Annotated in this window: 16 protein-coding genes and 3 tRNA genes; 6 read left to right on the forward strand and 13 right to left on the reverse strand. The window is 38.9% G+C overall.

From position 1 onward, the window contains the following. Positions 1-10: 10 nt before the first annotated feature. The 6 genes from ACLBWE_RS06110 to ACLBWE_RS06135 all read right to left on the reverse strand — a co-directional run bounded on the left by ACLBWE_RS06110 (position 11) and on the right by ACLBWE_RS06135 (position 6,836). Positions 11-706 carry a Smr/MutS family protein gene (locus ACLBWE_RS06110; RefSeq protein ID WP_003650560.1) on the reverse strand — a complete coding sequence of 232 codons (696 nt, stop codon included), beginning with the start codon at positions 704-706 and terminating at the stop codon, positions 11-13. A 10-nt stretch (positions 707-716) separates the two neighbouring features. Further along, positions 717-1,523 (reverse strand): indole-3-glycerol phosphate synthase TrpC, encoded by an 807-nt coding sequence (gene trpC / locus ACLBWE_RS06115; protein WP_017387943.1) that lies wholly within the window; start codon positions 1,521-1,523, stop codon positions 717-719. 9 nt (positions 1,524-1,532) lie between these two features. After that, on the reverse strand, positions 1,533-2,582 hold the full coding sequence (trpD, locus tag ACLBWE_RS06120) for an anthranilate phosphoribosyltransferase (RefSeq protein ID WP_005039127.1): 1,050 nt from the start codon (positions 2,580-2,582) through the stop codon (positions 1,533-1,535). A gap of 9 nt (positions 2,583-2,591) precedes the next feature. After that, entirely contained in the window at positions 2,592-3,176 is a 585-nt protein-coding gene (locus tag ACLBWE_RS06125) for an anthranilate synthase component II (RefSeq protein ID WP_009390033.1), read from the reverse strand. Positions 3,177-3,477: 301 nt separating this feature from the next. Further along, the gene (locus tag ACLBWE_RS06130) at positions 3,478-5,280 is read right to left on the reverse strand and encodes an aminopeptidase P family protein (protein ID WP_447601756.1); all 1,803 of its coding nucleotides are present in this window, start codon (positions 5,278-5,280) and stop codon (positions 3,478-3,480) included. Further along, positions 5,277-6,836 carry a peptide MFS transporter gene (locus ACLBWE_RS06135; protein ID WP_080632094.1) on the reverse strand — a complete coding sequence of 520 codons (1,560 nt, stop codon included), beginning with the start codon at positions 6,834-6,836 and terminating at the stop codon, positions 5,277-5,279. The genes ACLBWE_RS06130 and ACLBWE_RS06135 overlap by 4 nt, the downstream gene beginning before the upstream one ends. Before the next feature lie 789 nt (positions 6,837-7,625). On the opposite strand from ACLBWE_RS06135, the gene glnA reads away from it, so the two are divergent. From glnA to ACLBWE_RS06160, 5 genes are all read left to right on the forward strand, one after another. Further along, positions 7,626-9,041 carry a type I glutamate--ammonia ligase gene (glnA, locus tag ACLBWE_RS06140; protein WP_003650573.1) on the forward strand — a complete coding sequence of 472 codons (1,416 nt, stop codon included), beginning with the start codon at positions 7,626-7,628 and terminating at the stop codon, positions 9,039-9,041. Positions 9,042-9,167: 126 nt separating this feature from the next. Further along, the gene (locus ACLBWE_RS06145; protein ID WP_281834935.1) at positions 9,168-9,677 is read left to right on the forward strand and encodes a chorismate--pyruvate lyase family protein; all 510 of its coding nucleotides are present in this window, start codon (positions 9,168-9,170) and stop codon (positions 9,675-9,677) included. Then, the gene (gene ubiA / locus ACLBWE_RS06150; protein WP_447601760.1) at positions 9,674-10,552 is read left to right on the forward strand and encodes a 4-hydroxybenzoate octaprenyltransferase; all 879 of its coding nucleotides are present in this window, start codon (positions 9,674-9,676) and stop codon (positions 10,550-10,552) included. Before ACLBWE_RS06145 ends, ubiA begins: the two co-directional genes overlap by 4 nt. A 114-nt stretch (positions 10,553-10,666) precedes the next feature. Beyond that, positions 10,667-12,112, forward strand: coding sequence for an alpha/beta hydrolase family protein (locus ACLBWE_RS06155; protein WP_447601762.1), 1,446 nt, complete (start codon positions 10,667-10,669; stop codon positions 12,110-12,112). Between the two features lie 113 nt (positions 12,113-12,225). Next, positions 12,226-12,426 (forward strand): hypothetical protein, encoded by a 201-nt coding sequence (locus ACLBWE_RS06160; RefSeq protein ID WP_447601764.1) that lies wholly within the window; start codon positions 12,226-12,228, stop codon positions 12,424-12,426. Positions 12,427-12,435: 9 nt separating this feature from the next. On the opposite strand, the gene ACLBWE_RS06165 is transcribed toward ACLBWE_RS06160, so the two are convergent. The 6 genes from ACLBWE_RS06165 to ACLBWE_RS06190 all read right to left on the reverse strand — a co-directional run bounded on the left by ACLBWE_RS06165 (position 12,436) and on the right by ACLBWE_RS06190 (position 15,029). Further along, a complete protein-coding gene (locus ACLBWE_RS06165) occupies positions 12,436-12,879 on the reverse strand; it encodes a DUF2726 domain-containing protein (RefSeq protein WP_281834928.1) in 444 nt (147 codons plus the stop codon). A 56-nt stretch (positions 12,880-12,935) separates the two neighbouring features. Further along, positions 12,936-13,011 (reverse strand) — tRNA-Asn (locus tag ACLBWE_RS06170). A gap of 181 nt (positions 13,012-13,192) precedes the next feature. Then, positions 13,193-13,268 (reverse strand) — tRNA-Asn (locus ACLBWE_RS06175). An 8-nt stretch (positions 13,269-13,276) separates the two neighbouring features. Beyond that, positions 13,277-13,352 (reverse strand) — tRNA-Asn (locus ACLBWE_RS06180). A 146-nt stretch (positions 13,353-13,498) separates the two neighbouring features. Further along, positions 13,499-14,125: a superoxide dismutase gene (locus ACLBWE_RS06185; protein ID WP_003650584.1), complete on the reverse strand. Its 627-nt coding sequence runs from the start codon at positions 14,123-14,125 to the stop codon at positions 13,499-13,501. A gap of 145 nt (positions 14,126-14,270) precedes the next feature. Beyond that, on the reverse strand, positions 14,271-15,029 hold the full coding sequence (locus ACLBWE_RS06190; RefSeq protein WP_447601767.1) for a Nif3-like dinuclear metal center hexameric protein: 759 nt from the start codon (positions 15,027-15,029) through the stop codon (positions 14,271-14,273). Positions 15,030-15,223: 194 nt separating this feature from the next. Between ACLBWE_RS06190 and ACLBWE_RS06195 the strand changes: the two genes are divergently transcribed. Beyond that, a complete protein-coding gene (locus tag ACLBWE_RS06195) occupies positions 15,224-16,399 on the forward strand; it encodes a S1C family serine protease (RefSeq protein WP_447601769.1) in 1,176 nt (391 codons plus the stop codon). Between the two features lie 42 nt (positions 16,400-16,441). On the opposite strand, the gene ACLBWE_RS06200 is transcribed toward ACLBWE_RS06195, so the two are convergent. Then, positions 16,442-17,680: a multifunctional CCA addition/repair protein gene (locus tag ACLBWE_RS06200; RefSeq protein WP_045430015.1), complete on the reverse strand. Its 1,239-nt coding sequence runs from the start codon at positions 17,678-17,680 to the stop codon at positions 16,442-16,444. Between the last annotated feature and the right edge of the window lie 6 nt (positions 17,681-17,686).

Raw genomic sequence — 17,686 nt, forward strand, 5'->3', positions numbered from 1 at the left:
TCTTTTGGGATCATTTCTTTTGTTCGAACTTTGGATTTTTTTCTGCACGTTTAAGCAGTACGAGAACGGCACCTGTGCCGCCTTGATTTTCAGGTGCACTTACAAAAGCTAAAACATCGCGGTGCTGACGTAGCCATCCGTTGACATAGGTTTTTAAAACAGCTTCAGGGCCTTTACCATGTACAATCTTGACAACATTTTGATTTTCATCTTTTGCCATCTGGATAACTTGTAAAACTGCGTCACGTGCTTGCTCAATCGTACATCCGTGTAAATCTACAGCTTCAAACCAGCGCATTCTTCCAGCTTTTAAGTCTTCGAAAACTTTATGCTGAAGTGTGGCAATGCGATAGCTTAGCGTTGCTTGACTTGCTACAGGGTTTAGAGCGGCTTGAGTGTCTGATAACTCGGCATGTTCAGTTTCACGACCACCTTCGGCAGCTGCACGTTTAGCGAGTGTTTGAGCATCAATTTTTTTTGTGCGAGGCGTTCTTACATCAGCAATATTACTATTGTTGATGGGCTTAACACCTGCTAGAGCACTTTGAAACAGGTTTGCATCTTCCAATTCTTCAGACTCAGCCTGAGGTTTTGGGGCCTCAGACTGACTTGCGATTTTGCTTGAATGAGGATTGGAGATTTGCTTTTTAAATTGCTTCAGTAACTTTTGTTGCTCTTTAGAAAGCGATGAATCTTTATTACTCATATATCTTCTATTAAACCGTTTGGGGTTGTCCAAAAAGGGCTGTAAAGGCTTGATCTGGTCTTGGTTGTTTCATAAAACTTTCGCCAACCAAGAAGGTGTGAATATCATTTTCTTGCATCATACGAACATCATCTGGAGTGGCAATACCACTTTCAGTCACAAGTAAACGTGATGATGGAAGCAAGTTTTTCAAACGAATTGAGGTATTTAAATCTACATCAAAGGTTTTTAAATTACGGTTATTCACACCTAATACACATTGCTCAGACAACTTTAAAGCACGTTCCAGTTCTTCTTCGTCGTGAACTTCAACCAATACATCAAGCTGATGTTCAAAAGCAGTTTTAGACATTTCTTCAAGTTGTTGATCTGACAAAGATGCAACAATCAATAAAATACAGTCAGCATGTAATGCACGTGCTTCAACTACATTATATGGATCAATCAGAAAGTCTTTACGTAAAGCAGGTAAAGCACAGTGGCTTCGTGCAATGGCAATATTCTCATCCGCACCTTGAAAAAAATCAACATCAGTTAAAACGGATAAACATGCTGCTCCAGCTTGTTCGTACTGCTCGGCAATTTCAGCAGGATTAAAATCTGCACGAATAATACCTTTTGACGGAGACGCTTTTTTAATTTCAGCAATTACGGCAGGGCGTTTGTGCTGTAAAGCTTTTGCAAAGCCTCGTACCGGAGTTGCAGCTTTCGCTAGTTCTTCAACATCTTGCAAATTACGTTGTTTTAAACGTGCAGCAAGTTCCTCATGTTTACGGTCAACAATTTTACCTAAAATGGTATTTTGAATATTAATCATGAGAAGTCCTTAATCTGCCTGACATTGTTTTAATGTTTTGGTAAATTCAGCCAAAACACTCATTTTCTCTAATGCTTGTCCGCCATAGATAATATCTTGAGCGAATGTAACAGCTTGAGCATAGGTTTTGGTAATGCCTGAGACATAAATACCTGCACCTGCATTAAGCGCAATCATATTTGCTGCTTTTTCACCAATGTCAGATTTATTTTTACCTAATGCATCTTTAATCAGCTTTAAGCTTGCTGCGGCATCTGCTACCACTAAACCATTTAAGGTTTGTGATTCAATCCCGACATCTTCTGGATTAAGCGTCCATTCGGTAATTTCGCCGTCTTTAAGTTCAGCAATAGCAGTAGGAGCAGCAAGGCTAATTTCATCAAGTCCATCTCTTGAATGAACCACCATGACATGCTCTGCACCCAGTTGCTTCATAACCTCGGCAATCGGGCGGCAAAGTTCATCTGAAAATACCCCAATGACAAAGCGTTTTACGCCGGCCGGATTCGTAAGCGGGCCAAGTAAATTGAAAATGCTGCGAACACCAAGCTCACGACGTGGGCCAACTGCATATTTCATAGCTTTGTGATGATTTGGAGCAAATAAAAAGCCTACACCCATCTCACGAATGCAGCGCTCAGTTTGTTCCATATCTAAATCAAGGTTAATACCTGCTTGTTCAAGTAGGTCAGATGAACCTGATTTACTTGAAACGCCTCGATTACCATGCTTTGCAATGGTTGCACCAGCTGCTGCAATCACAAAGCTTGAGGCTGTAGAGACGTTAAATAAGTTTTGTCCATCACCACCAGTACCGACAATATCAACTAAATATTTGATATCGCTAACATCAATTTTAATAGCGAATTCACGCATAACACGTGCGGCAGCAGTAATTTCGTCAATACTTTCACCTTTCATGCGAAGGCCCATCATCAAAGCACCAATTTGTGCTTCGGTTGCCTCACCTTGCATGATGCTGCGCATAATGTCTTCCATTTGCGGCTGAGTCAGGTGAATATTTTTTGTAATATGGTTAAGTGCTTGTTGAATATTCATAGGGATCACTTATGCATAAATATCTAAAAAGTTTTTAAAGATTTGATGGCCATGTTGACTCAAGATTGATTCAGGATGGAACTGCACACCTTCAACAGGCAATGTCTTATGTTTAACACCCATGATTTCTTCCATTGAGCCATCTGCTTCATTGGTCCAGCACGTTACTTCAAGGCAATCAGGCAGTGTTTCCTGATCGATCACCAATGAATGATAACGAGTTGCCGAGAATGGGCTAGGAAGATTACTGAAAATACCTTTATTGCTGTGGTACATATCAGATAAACGTCCGTGCATCACCGTTTTGGCTCTTACAATGTTTCCGCCAAAAGCTTGCCCAATACTTTGATGCCCTAAACACACGCCAAGCAAAGGAATTTTTCCGGCAAAGTGATTAATTGCCGGAATAGAAATACCTGCTTCGCTTGGAGAGCAAGGGCCAGGACCAATAACCAGATATTTAGGTTGCCATCGTTCAATATCCTCTAATGTGACTTGATCATTGCGAACAACTTTTACTTCCTGATCCAACTCGCCAAAGTACTGGACGATGTTGTAGGTAAAAGAGTCGTAATTGTCGATCATTAGAAGCATGATGAACTTAACCTCATAATAATTAATATATATTTAATAAGTGACTAGAGTAGTTACTCACATTAATACTCACTTTATAGAAAGAACTTCTTGATTAAAAAATAAAAAGCCACTTTCTAAGCGGCTAATATAACAAAAAATGAAGTGACCAGTTTAACTATTTCATTCGTTAGAAATTTGCTAAAAAATTCAGCTTTAAATTGATATTAGACCTGTTAAGAAACAGAGATATGTGCAACTACGGCAGAATCGGCTTTTTCATTAGAACTAAAAAGTATTCTGCCTTAGTTAGAAAAGCAGATTAAATCGCACGAGTGTTGTAAATCAGCCAGTCTAGAACCTCTCCAGACAAATGTTCAGCTAGTTTTTCTTGAACCATTTGGTGATAGGTATTTAGCCAGTCTTTCTCTTCATTGTTAAGCATATCAACAACGATACAGTCTAAATGGATTGGGCAAAGCGTAAGTGTTTCAAACTCCAAAAACTCACCATAAGTTTTTTCAAACCCAGAGTGAAGACGGTTTGCAACCAGATTTTCAATGCGAATACCGTATTGTCCCTCATGGTATAAGCCCGGCTCGTTAGAAAGAATCATTCCCGCGCGTAGTTTGCTGTAAGCATGAACTGGCGCGTAATAAGAAAGTACTTGTGGCCCTTCATGTACGTTAAGCGCAAAGCCTACGCCGTGTCCTGTTCCGTGGCGATAATCTAAACCATGTTGCCATAAGGTATGGCGACAAATTGAATCGAGTAGCGGTGCAGCTAAACCTTCTGGATAAATCGTTTTTGCCAAAGCAATATGACACTTTAAAACCAAGGTATAGTCACGTTTTTGTGGTTGCGTTGGCGTGCCTACTGGAACTACACGAGTAATATCTGTTGTTCCATTTACATATTGCCCACCTGAGTCAATCAGCAATAACCCATCGCCTTCAATAAATGAATAGTGCTCCTCGGTCGCACGGTAGTGGGGTAGAGCACCATTGGCATTAAAGCCAGCAATAGTTGAAAAACTTGGCCCTATAAACCCATCTTGCTGAGCACGGAAAGCTGTAATTTTTTCATCAATGGTTAGTTCTGAAATGTTTTCACGATGATGAAGTGCTTTTTCTAGCCAGTGGAAAAAGTGGCAAAGGGCAACACCATCTTTAACCATTGCATGACGGATATGAGCTATTTCACTTTCATGCTTACGCGATTTAAAAAGCGTACTCGGGTTGATGTCGTATACAACTTGAATATCTTTTGCTATGGCTTGTTCATGAAAAATCGATACTTTGGCTGAATCTAAAAGTATAGAGACATCAGAAATATTCGCTAAAAAAGTTGCTGTATCTTCATAGTTACGAATCTCAATACCATCAGCTTTAAAAGCTTGTTGAATGGCTATATCAACTTTGTCCGCACTAATAAAAAGAACAGCTTGTTTTTCACTAATATATAAATGAGACAGAAAAACAGGGTTGTATTCTACATCTTGTCCACGTGCATTTAAGATCCATGCAATATCATCTAAAGATGAAATGAAGTGACCCTTAATATTCTTGCTATGTAAAGTTTCACGAATAGCCTGAATTTTTTCTTTACGAGAGAGGGCGTTTAACCCTTCAGGCATTAAATGAATTTTATTTGATGGAAGTTCTGGGCGATCAGACCAGATGGCTCCAATTAAATCTTGTTGAGTTTCGAGTTTATAGTTGTTAAGTCTTGCGGTATGTTCGAGTGCCTTGAATTGTTGAATGGATAGGGTATGTCCATTTACTGCAATTACTGAGGCTTTATTTAGATTTTTTTCAATCCAAGCTAGATGTGTTGATGATTCATCACTGGTCAGTTTTTGAAGTTCAAATCCCGTTCCGACAAGGTGTTGCTCGGCTTGTACCCAATAGCGTCCATCTGCCCATAGTCCTGCAAAGTTTTGAGTGACTACAAGTGTTCCAACAGAACCGCTAAAGCCACTAAGCCATTGTCTTGCTTTCCAGTAATCTGGTAAATATTCTGACATATGTGGATCGGCACTCATGACGACTAACGCATCAACATGCTGGTTAAGCATGAGTTCACGAAGTTTCTCTAGCTTTTTTTGAACAGTTAAATTGGTCATATGGTTTCCAAGTCAGGTTGAACTTTACTGGTACTTTTGTTCATTAATCTATAAATAGGTTTCTTTAATAAAAATAACACGATTGCGCCAATCACTAACGCTAAAACACATCTCATAAAGAGGGTAGGTAAGTGATTAATGCCATCTGCCGATACATGTCCGCCAATCAACCCTGCTATCAGATTACCTAAAGCTGAACCAGTAAACCACAGACCCATAATTTGACTGCGGATGACATCAGGTGCAAGTTTAGTCATGGTTGATAAGCCAATCGGGCTTAGGCAAAGTTCACCTATGGTAAGAAGAAATAAAGTACCGACTAACCAAAATGGTGAAACTGCCCCGCCATTAATAGCAAAATGACTGGCAAGAGACATGAGCAAAAAGCCACCTGCTGCGAATAACAATGCAATAATGAATTTGCTGATATAGCTTGGGTCTTTATTTGCCTTACCTAGCTTCGCCCATAGCCAAGCTGCAACTGGAGCAAAAACAATAATAAATAGGGCATTGATTGATTCAAACCATACAGTTGGGATCTCAAATCCGAAAACAATACGGTCCGTATAATCTTGTGCAAATAAAGTAAAAGTTGTGGGCTTTTGCTCAAAGGCAGACCAAAATAGTGCAGATGCTGCTAATAAAACAAAGCAAATAATAATTTTAAATTTGTCATGCTGCTCTAAATTCAGGAAAAGTAGTAAATATGCAAAATAAGCAATAATCCCAATACCAATCCCAACTGTTAAATAAGTTGCTACCGCGACCGGATTGATATGAATGACACCAAAGAAGGTCAGGGCAATAACGACTGCGACAGATAGTAAAAAGGAGAAAGCAATTTTTGGCGCATTTTTATTTTCAACAATTGGTTTATTCCAATTGTCATTTTCTTGACGCAACTGATTAAAAGCTTGTAGCTGTGGAATAGCGAATACACGAAAAATAAGTAATGCAACTAACATCCCAAGGCCACCTATACCAAAACCTAAGTGCCAGTTATGATCACGTGCTAATAAGCCTGTAAGAAGAGGAGCAATAAAAGAACCTATATTAATTCCCATATAAAAAATGGAGAAGCCGGCATCACGTCTATTATCTTGGGCTTTATATAATGTTCCGACAATCACTGAAATACAGGTTTTAAACAACCCAGAACCAATAACAATAAGGACTAAACCGAAATAAAAAAAGAATTGATCAAAGATAGGAGTAAGTGCAATCGATAAATGACCTAATGCAATAATGATGGAACCATACCAGACAGATCTTGCTTGGCCTAACCAGTTATCGGCAATCCAACCGCCTAAAACGGTCATTAAATACATAGAGCCGGCAAATAACCCTACAATTGCAGCTGCGGTAGGGCGATCAAGCCCTAAACCACCATCATTGACCATCGCAACCATGTAAAGAACCAATAAGGGACGAATTCCATAGTAAGAAAACCGTTCCCACAGTTCAGTAAAAAATAAAGTTTTTAAGGGTTTTGGATGGCCGAAAAAAGCTGTGTCGCATTGTTCGAGTTCATGCTTCATTTCAAATCCTTTGAACATATTTGTAGTTAAATAAACCAAACTTTTAGTTTGTTTAATTATAAAAAAAAGTTATGTTTTATTTTTTAGTTTTTTTTAAATTGAAAAGCAAGTTAGTCATGTATAAAAAAGGTATATAACAAATGGTAAAAAAATTATCCGTTGAAAAAATTATTTTAGCGCACCAAATCTGACCAAAACTTGCGTCACAGCAGAGAACTCTATAAGGAAAATAAGGATTAAGCTGTTTTTAACGAGTCTTAAAATAGAAGTGCTGTAAAAAAATAATTTCAGAAAACCTCAGTATTTTAATGGGTGAGGTATAACGCAAAAGAGGACTATTTAAATTTTTTGAAAATTACTTTTCAAGGCAATATTTACATTAAAACCTTTTTGGCAAAGGCATAAGTAGATGTTGAGTTCTCATCTAAAGGTTAAAATTTCATAAGTCATCGTTTATTATTTTTTTATTCATTGTAATAAGAATGCCAGCTTGCTATATAAGAAAGTATTATGATCATGAATTACTGTTAGATATTGATGCGATGATTCATATTAGCGCAACAATTTTGCACTAAATTAGGGCGGTTGCGAGCTATTCTTGTATGCCATAATTTGAAAATGTCTGAATATGGTGCATTTCACTATGCAAACAGTATAATGGGTTCAGGACAAGGGGCCTAAATCATGGATAGTTATAAGCAATTCAATGTTTTAGGTAAGTCTTATAAAGTTGGTATGGGATTTGCTTTATAAATACCAGCAATTAACACGCACTTAACAAGTGCAACAAAATTTCATTGGAGCAAAATGAGCATGGCGAACAAGGTCCTTCAACTCATACAAGAAAGTGGCGCAAAATGGGTCGATTTTCGCTTTACTGATACTAAGGGTAAAGAACAGCACGTAACTTACCCAGCTGATTCTATTGATGAAGATACTTTTGAAGACGGTAAAATGTTTGATGGTTCTTCAATCGCTGGTTGGAAAGGCATTGAAGCATCTGACATGATTTTACGTCCAGATGCAGAAACTGGTTTTGTTGACCCGTTCTTTGCTGAACCAACTGTAGTTGTGACTTGTGACGTTATTGAACCTTCAACTGGTCAAGGTTATGAGCGTGACCCACGTTCGATTGCTCGCCGTGCAGAAGAATACTTAAAATCTACAGGTATCGGTGATACTGCATTCTTTGGTCCAGAACCAGAATTCTTTGTATTTGATGAAGTGAAGTGGGACATCGATATGTCTGGCGCTCGTCATACATTGATCGCTGAAGAAGCTGCTTGGTCTACTGGTAAAGATTACGAGTCTGGTAACTCTGGTCATCGTCCACGTGTTAAAGGCGGTTACTTCCCAGTTCCTCCAGTTGATTCTTCACAAGATATGCGTGCAGAAATGTGTGCAAAAATCGAAGACATCATGGGCCCTGGTCGTGTAGAAGTACACCACCACGAAGTTGCTTCTTGCCAATTAGAAATTGGTGTGAGCTTCAATACACTTGTACGTAAAGCTGACGAAGTTCAACAGTTCAAATATGCTGTTTGGAACGTTGCGCACCAATATGCAAAAACTGCAACCTTTATGCCTAAACCAATGGTAGGCGATAATGGTTCAGGTATGCATGTTCATATGTCTATCTCTAAAGATGGCAAGAACTTGTTTGCTGGTGATGAATATGCAGGCCTTTCTGAAATGGCATTGTACTTCATCGGTGGTGTTATCAAGCACGCTCGTGCATTGAATGCAATCACAAACCCATCTACAAACTCATACAAGCGTTTGGTTCCTCACTTCGAAGCGCCAATCATGCTTGCTTACTCAGCGCGTAACCGCTCTGCGTCTATCCGTATTCCATACGTTTCTAGCCCTAAAGGTAAGCGTATCGAAGCTCGTTTCCCAGATCCAATGATGAACCCGTACTTAGGTTTCGCTGCATTGTTAATGGCTGGTATCGACGGTATCCAAAACAAGATCCATCCGGGCGAAGCTGCTGATAAGAACTTGTATGATCTTCCTCCAGAAGAAGAAGCAAAAATCCCAACAGTTGCTCATAGCTTAGATATGGCTCTTGAAGCACTTCAAGCAGATCACGAATTCTTGTTAAAAGGCGGCGTGTTCACTAAAGAAATGCTTGATGCATACATCGAACTTAAAACTGAAGATGTACGTCGTCTTAACACGACTACTCACCCAGTTGAGTTTGATATGTACTACAGCTTGTAATACGTATTTTCATAAAAAAGCCTGCTTATGCAGGCTTTTTTATTGCTTGGAATGTTGATTGAATTCTCTACGTTTTTTATCAAAAAATTGGGTTAAACTAAGTGCGAGTTTTCATGTGAGCAGATTATGCGTAAACGGCAACCAGTACTTAAACAGGAAAAGACTTTAAATCCTGAGTTGAAAAAATGGTTGTATGCGTCTGGTTCTCTGACTCAACAATTGACTGATCTTGGAGGTGGTCAATTCAGTGTAAAACCTTTTAAAGAACACTTTCAGCGTTTAACTTTTGCAGATAGCCAATGGATGAATATGCCTCATACTCACACCTCATGGGTGCGTGAGACTTATTTATATGGCAGTGAAGCAGAGCCATGGGTTAAAGCAAAAAGTATTTTTCCTATTTTAAGCCTACAAAAAAAAGCCCGCATATTTCAGCATATTGGTTCTACACCGATTGGATTTTTTCTATTTCAAAGAACGACACCACTTTGTGACCGCCGTGTCATTCGTTTGCCAGAAGGGTGGACGCGACAAAGTTGCTATACTTGGCATGGGTGTAAATTTATAGTCCAAGAAACATTCTTACCAGCTTTTGAAGCTTTTCTACATCAGCAGAACGACAAGGAACTACTATGACGACTGCAACAGATACCACATGGCGTCAGCGTTTAGAAGCATACTATTATCTATGTCGGTTTGATAAGCCAGTTGGAACAGAACTCGTCTTTTGGCCAACCATGTGGGCACTTTGGGTTGCGGCAGAAGGAACGCCGCCATTGCATATTCTTTTGGCAATGGTCTTAGGCACAATTTTTATGCGTGCTGCTGGTTGTGCCATTAATGACTTTGCTGATCGAAAAGTAGATGCACATGTTGAACGCACTAAAACACGTCCATTAGCAACTGGGATAATTCGTCCGAGAGAAGCAATATATGTATTTTTAGCGCTAGTATTTGCTAGCGCTTGTACGTTGTTCTTTTTACCTCTAGCGACATTCTATTGTGCTCTAGCTGGATTAGTTTTAGCATTTATATATCCCTTCATGAAAAGATATACCCATTTACCACAAGTGGTTTTAGGTATGGCATTTTCTTGGGGAATTCCAATGTCATTTACTGCGATGGGTAAGCCGTTAGATATAACTTGCTGGCTTCTTTATTTTGGTAATCTAGCTTGGACAGTCGCTTATGACACTCAATACGCCATTACTGACCGTGAATATGATTTAAAGATTGGTGTGAAATCTACAGCTATTCTTTTTGGTCGATATGACATCCAGATTATTGCGCTTTTACAAGCAACCAGTCTTGTTTTGATTGGTTCGGCACTGTATTTAGAAAATATCTTATTTCCATGGGCGATCATTGCTTTAATTGTTGTTGCATTCGATTTTATATATCAAACAATTAAAACCAAAGACCGCAACCCTCAAGTATGTTTTTGGGCATTCCGTCACAATCGCTGGGTTGGATTAATCATTTTTCTGGGAATATTTTTAAATTTCATATAGTAAAAATGACCGTAAGGTTGAAAAGTGTTCTATGCAGAGCACTTTTTTTATGCCTTAATATTTGTGCATAAAAATATGCGGAATAAATAACACATAACATAAAAAGGATATTTTATGAAACGGTCAAAAATTGCTTTAGCTATAACATTATCGGTTTCAACATTATTTCTTGCAGCATGTAATGACGATAATGATGACTATATTGGTGTGAACCCTGATAAAACCTATCTGTCTGAAAGTAATTACGCTATAGATCAAGTTGATAATGCTTCAACGATTAAAGTAATGACTTATAACATGGCAAATGTTCAAGGAAAAACAGCAACTGCCACAGCAATGGTATTGTTCCCCAAAGCAACACAACCAAAAGATGGTTATCGCGTGGTCGTGTGGGAGCATGGAACTGTTGGGGTAGGTGATGGTTGTGCGCCAAGTAAGAATACAATTAATCCACGATTTAAAATCCTAGCTGAGACTTTATTGGCGGCTGGTTATGTGATTGTGGCACCAGATTATGAGGGTTTAGGTACACCAGGGGTACATCCGTACTTAAACTTATCTAGCGAAGCAAAATCAGCGCTAGCTGCAGTAAAAGCAGTAAAAGAACATTATGGTGCCCAGTTAAAAGGTGATTGGATGTCGATTGGCCAGTCACAAGGTGGACATGCGTCATTGGGTACTGCCGAATTTGCCAATACAGATGTAAGTTATAAAGGTGCTGTAGCAGGAGCACCTGCATCAAGCTTAGGGACAATTATTCAAATTTATATTGACCCACAATTTAATCTTGATGCAAATGGAAAACCTAAAGCAGTAAATAAGCTGGACGAGAACCTACTCCAAGTCCGTTATGCAGTAGCTAATAATGTGATTACAGCGGCTCAAGGTCAGGCAATGATTGACCAAATTGCAGATGGTTATGCTGAATTATTAGCATATGCAGCATTCGCAAGTGCGGGGATTAAAGCACAGCAACCAAGCTATGACTTTAAGGCAATTTTTACATCAGGAGCGGCTGATATTGCAGAGTTGGCTTATGGACGTACAGGTGATGATGGCGCTTGTTTAAGTTATCCTGCGCCTGATAGTGCAAATGGCTTACAAGCGAAGTTTAAAGCGGGAATTTTAACTTTCTTGGCTGATCCTACACATCAAATTGCACAGTATGGTATTGATCTGAATAAATTCAAGACGGATCAAGTTGTTCAAAGCTTCTTGACAGCAACCCAACCTGCGACTAATGCTACGGTCGAGAAAGTCATTAAAACGCCTGTATTTATTGTTCAAGGCGAAAAAGATCAAGCTGTGTTGCCTGTAGTAACACAAGGCTTATTCGCAAATATGAAAGCGAATGCTGTGAAGTACTTCCCACAAGCAGCCTACGATAAAGGCTATAAGCTAACTATTGTACCGAATGCAACTCATACACAAGCAATCATATGTCAAAATGCAAATGCTGTAGATTTTATTCAAACTAATATGACAGCGGGTACAGGTATTGTTCTAACTGATGCACAGAAGGATGCTAGCCAAAGTCCTCATTGCACAGGTAAGTTCTAAGATTTATTTGTTTAATTACAAGTTAGCTTAAAAAAAGAGCCACTATAAAGTGGCTCTTTTTTGTTATATTGTTACACACCTTAAAATTGATACTGTTTGAGTTTGAAGCATTTATGAGCCAGCAATCCGTTGAAAAAAAATCTGTCCCTTGGTTATTAATGGGATTAGGTTTGCTTATTCCTTTCCTGATTATTGGAATACTTTTCTTGGCTGCAAAAAGTGATGCTAAAACTAAAAAACAATATGAACAGCAACGTCTAGAAATGGCAAAAAGAATAGCTGAGAAAGAAGCAGCAAATTCTGAAAAGAAATAACAGCAGCTTTTAATGAATATCCTTTTGTAGTTGACGTACCGTCGGAATATTTGTGTAACGTCTTACAATGTAACCTGCTTCTGTGAGCATTTGATCACGCATACGATCTTCTTCCGCTTTTTCAAGGTGAGAAGGGTCATCTAGTTCAATAATGGCAATTACTTCCATCTTGTCGTTAAGTACAACGAAGTCGGTAACTTTACGGTTGAACTGACTACGAATTTTATAGTCCTTACTGGTAATTAAAGCGCTAAAAGCCACTTGTGCTAAAACATGATAACTTGGAAAACTTTGTTTTAAGCGGATAAACATTTGAGTTTCAAAGTTGGTAATAACAGGACGAGCAAAGAATTTTTGTTTTGGAAATAAATAAGGGCGTAAACAAACAGCAAGAAAGATGCAGGTGCTGATGCAACCTAAAACAATAAAAAATAAGTGACTCGATTCGAACATGTGAAGGCATCATACAAATAAAAACCCACTCATGATGAGTGGGTTTTTAAGAATCTTGGCTCTCCAACCTGGGCTCGAACCAGGGACCTGCGGATTAACAGTCCGTCGCTCTACCGACTGAGCTATTGGAGAATCTGGAAAAGGATTTTAGGCAGGAAAGGGGGCGGGGTCAAGTCTTAATAACGGAATTAGTGAGAATATCTAATCGTTTGGTTTAAAAATATTCGAAACATTGATTTTATTAACAATAATAGAAAATTATTAAATGATTGGATAAGAAAAAGCCCGCAATAAATGCGGGCTTTTAGAATCTTGGCTCTCCCACCTGGGCTCGAACCAGGGACCTGCGGATTAACAGTCCGTCGCTCTACCGACTGAGCTATGGGAGATTAGTAGATGGCTCTCCAACCTGGGCTCGAACCAGGGACCTGCGGATTAACAGTCCGTCGCTCTACCGACTGAGCTATTGGAGAATCTGATGCGCATTTTATGGATGAAATCTAAAAGCGTCAATAAGAATATTAAAGAAAATGAATCGTTTGCTTGATTAATATGCTTTTAAGGTGCTAAAAATAAAAAAACCACCCAAAATAGGGTGGTTTTTTATAAAGAAATAAAATTATTTCTCTACACCAGCTGGTTGGCCTGCAAGTTTTGCATTTGCATAGTCCCAGTTCACAAGGCTTTCTAAGAAAGTTGCGATGTATTTAGGACGTAAGTTACGGAAATCGATGTAGTAAGCATGTTCCCATACGTCAATTGTTAATACAGCAATTTGACCATGTGCAAGTGGAGTGTCTGCATTAGAAGTTTTAGTAATAGATAATTTACCGTTTACTTCATCAGCAACTAACCAAGCCCAGCCTGAACCGAATTGAGTTGTTGCAGCAGCAGCAAATTCTTCTGCAAATTTTTCGTAGCTACCAAAAGCTTCTTCAATTTTAGCAGCGATTGCGCCAGTAGGCTTACCACCACCATTTGGCTTCATAGAATTCCAATAGAATGTATGGTTCCAAACTTGAGCAGCGTTATTGAAAATACCAGCTTTAGATGCATCACCAGCAGTTGCTTTGATGATTTCTTCTAAAGTTTTACCTTCAAGGTCAGTCCCTTTGATTAAGTTGTTTAAGTTAACAACATAGGTATTGTGGTGTTTATCGTGATGGTATTCTAAAGTTTCTTTACTAATATGTGGCGCTAAATCATCATAGCCATATGGAAGTGCAGGTAAAGTAATGGTTGTCATGTTCCTATTCCTTGCATTTGCTGGGTTATACAATTAAGTGGCTCTATTGTAAATGATTCTGTTCACAATAGGGCATCGTTTTAAAGAACTATACACAATAAAGATCTAATTAATACGCATAACACAGATTGAAAAAAAGACTTAATTAAATCGGATTATTCAATTCAAAATATTCAGCTTCAATTGCAAACTTCTTTGAAATTGCTTGTGCTAAACGTTGAACTCCATAACGTTCAGTTGCATGATGACCACACGCAAAATAGTGAACTCCTAATTCTTTTGCTTCATAGAAAGTTCGTTCACTGACTTCGCCTGAAATATAAGCATCGCAATTTTGCAAAGCCGCTTTAGCAATAAAATCTTGAGCACCACCTGTACAAAAGCCTACTTTTTGAATGCTTTTCTTCTCGGCTGGTAAGTGAACTACTTTAAAATCAAAGCTATCTTGTAATTTTGCTTTAAACTCTTCAACAGAAACAGCTTGCTCTAAATAACCAATATTACCAATTGGGTGTTTCTCTGATAAATCGAGTGGTTCTAAATGGTGTAAGCCCAATTTTTCTGCAATGGCTACATTGTTACCCAAACTTGGATGTGCATCTAAAGGTAGGTGGTAAGCCACGAGTGAAATATTATTTTGAATTAATTTTTTAATTCGGTTACCGCGCATTCCTGTAATTGGGTACGGTTCGCCTTTCCAAAAATAACCATGATGTACGAGTAATAGATCGGCATCCTGAGCAATAGCTGCATCAATCGCATCTTCGGAAGCAGTAACGGCACAAACGATACGTTTTACTTCAGTTGAACCTTCAATTTGCAGGCCATTTGGTGCGTAATCTTTAAATTCTGCTGCTTTTAAGGTTTGGTCGCACCACTGAATAATTTCATGCAAATTCGCCATGATATTTCCTGAATTGAGTAGTAAATAATTGCTAAAGCTATAGAAACATATTTTGTTGTGTAACTAAAGCTAGACAAATCTTTTTTGAGTTTTTTATGTATATCGACATATTTAATTTAAAATGCTTAACTGAAAACTCTTTTTGTTCAATATATTAATTTAATTAAAAGCTTCTTTGCGTAGAGGATATGAACGTGCGCCGCACCTTTACATGGTTACCTTGGGTGTTACTTATTATTGTAATTGCCAGTTTTATTGCATGGCAAAAATACCATCAGCCGAAACCAACTGTTGCAGTTGATGGGGTGCAAATGCCTGCCGAAAAAGTTGAACCACTGGTTGATACTTCACGAGCGGGCGGGGTAGTGTCTTATAGTGCTGCGGTAAAAGTTGCAGCGCCGGCAGTTGTTAATATTTTTACGACCCAGAAAGTTAAACAAAATCATCCATTGCTAAGTGATCCAGTATTCCGCGAATTTTTTGGAAATCAGGTTCCTGAACAACAACAGCAAAATGAAAATAGTTTAGGCTCTGGGGTTATTGTTCGTGCTGATGGTTATATTCTTACCAATAATCATGTGATTGCTCAGGCCGACCAAATTGTAGTTGCATTACGTGACGGACGTCGTGCAGAGGCAACTATTGTTGGAACAGATCCTGATACGGATTTAGCTGTAATTAAAATCGATTTAGATAAATTACCCGTGTTGCCATTTAAGCTCAGTGGTAATGAAGTGGGTGATGTTGTCTTAGCGATTGGTAATCCATTTGGCGTAGGGCAAACGGTAACTCAAGGTATTATTTCTGCTACTGAGCGCTCTGATTTAGGCATCAATACCTATGAAGACTTTATTCAAACAGATGCTGCAATTAACCCAGGTAACTCAGGTGGAGCTTTAATTGATGTCGCTGGTAACCTAATTGGGGTAAATACCGCTATTTTCTCGCAGTCGGGCGGCTCTTTAGGCATTGGTTTCGCAATTCCAGCTAAAATTTGCCAACAAGTATTAAACTCGATTTTGAAAGATGGTCGCGTTGTACGTGGATGGTTAGGCATTAGTTTAGTGCCGCCTACACAAGACGATGTATTGGCGCCGAAACAACAAATTGGTGTTGTTGTTGCTGACGTTCTGAAAAATGGGCCAGCAGCTTCAGCCGGTATTAAAGTTGGTGATAAAATTATTCAGGTTAATAATGAATCAATTACTTCAGCTTCTCATTTGATTAATTACGTTGCATTACAAGCGCCTAATAGCGAAATTAATGTGGTGGTTGAGAGAGCTGGGAAGCAAGAAAACTTTGTGGTAGCAGTTGGGGAAAGAAAAAACCAAAATACTCAATCTCAATATATACCACTGCCTAAACAGTAAAAATAAAAAAGCCTCGTAATGAGGCTTTTTTATTGGCTTAAATTAAGAATGTGTGGGTGTTTGATGTTGATGTTTGAACTCAGTTAAAGCATCAATGCGACATTGAATTAACATTTCACCAATTTCAGCACCCTTAATGTTCTCGGGTAAGTCCTGAACTTTAATAGAGCGAACCACTTGCATCGCATCTAACATATACTGAGCTTGAGGATAGGGGCGATCTTCTAGACCTAGTCGACCTCTAGCATCGCACTCACATGCCTGTACAAAAGCCTCCACTCTTTCAGGACGGCGTAATACATCAAGGCGTTGTAATAGACGCCATACAGTTCCTGGTTTTAAAGACATAATCTGATGACATTTTAGATGTTCTTTACACACCGATAATGCCAACTGTCGAGTTTGTGTCGGAACTTTTAAACGTTCGCATAGCTCGGTAACGGGTTTCACGCCACGCTCTTCATGCATGATATGGCGAGGAAGCTCGTTAACAGGCGTTAATGCTTTACCCAAATCATGTACTAAAACAGCAAACCGAACATCAAGAGAATAGTTTGACTTACACGCTTGCTGTAAAGACATTAGGGTATGTATGCCGCAATCTACTTCTGGGTGATATTCAGGACGTTGTGGTACACCAAACAATGCGTCAATTTCAGGGAAAAGATGTTTTAAGGCACCGCAATCCCGTAGTGTTTGAAAATAAATATCTGCATGGTCTTCTAAAAGCGCACGCGAAGTCTCTTTCCACACACGTTCTGGTGTTAATGCATCGAGTTCACCTGATTCAGCCATCGTTTGCATCAATTGTAAGGTTTCAGATGCAATATGAAAGCCATATGAAGAATATCGAGCTGCAAAGCGTGCCACACGTAAAACACGTAAAGGATCTTCAGCAAAAGCTTCTGAAACATGTCGTAAAGTTTTATTTTCTAAATCAGTCTGACCACCATAGGGGTCATATATTTTGCCATCTTGATCCATTGCTATGGCATTGATGGTTAAATCACGGCGAATTAAATCTTCTTCTAAACTTACTGTGGTATCAGTAAAAAACTGAAAACCGTGATAGCCCTTACCAGACTTTCGCTCAGTACGTGCAAGTGCATATTCTTCTTTAGTTTTAGGATGAAGAAACACAGGAAAATCTTTGCCTACAGGTTGAAAACCTTGGGCGAGCATATGTTCAGGCGTTGCTCCGACCACAACATAATCTTTTTCTTGATAGGGATGCCCAAGTAGAGAATCTCGGACGGCACCGCCTACTAAATACACTTGCATGAAAAA

This window comes from Acinetobacter sp. M5A5_2a (assembly GCF_053345265.1).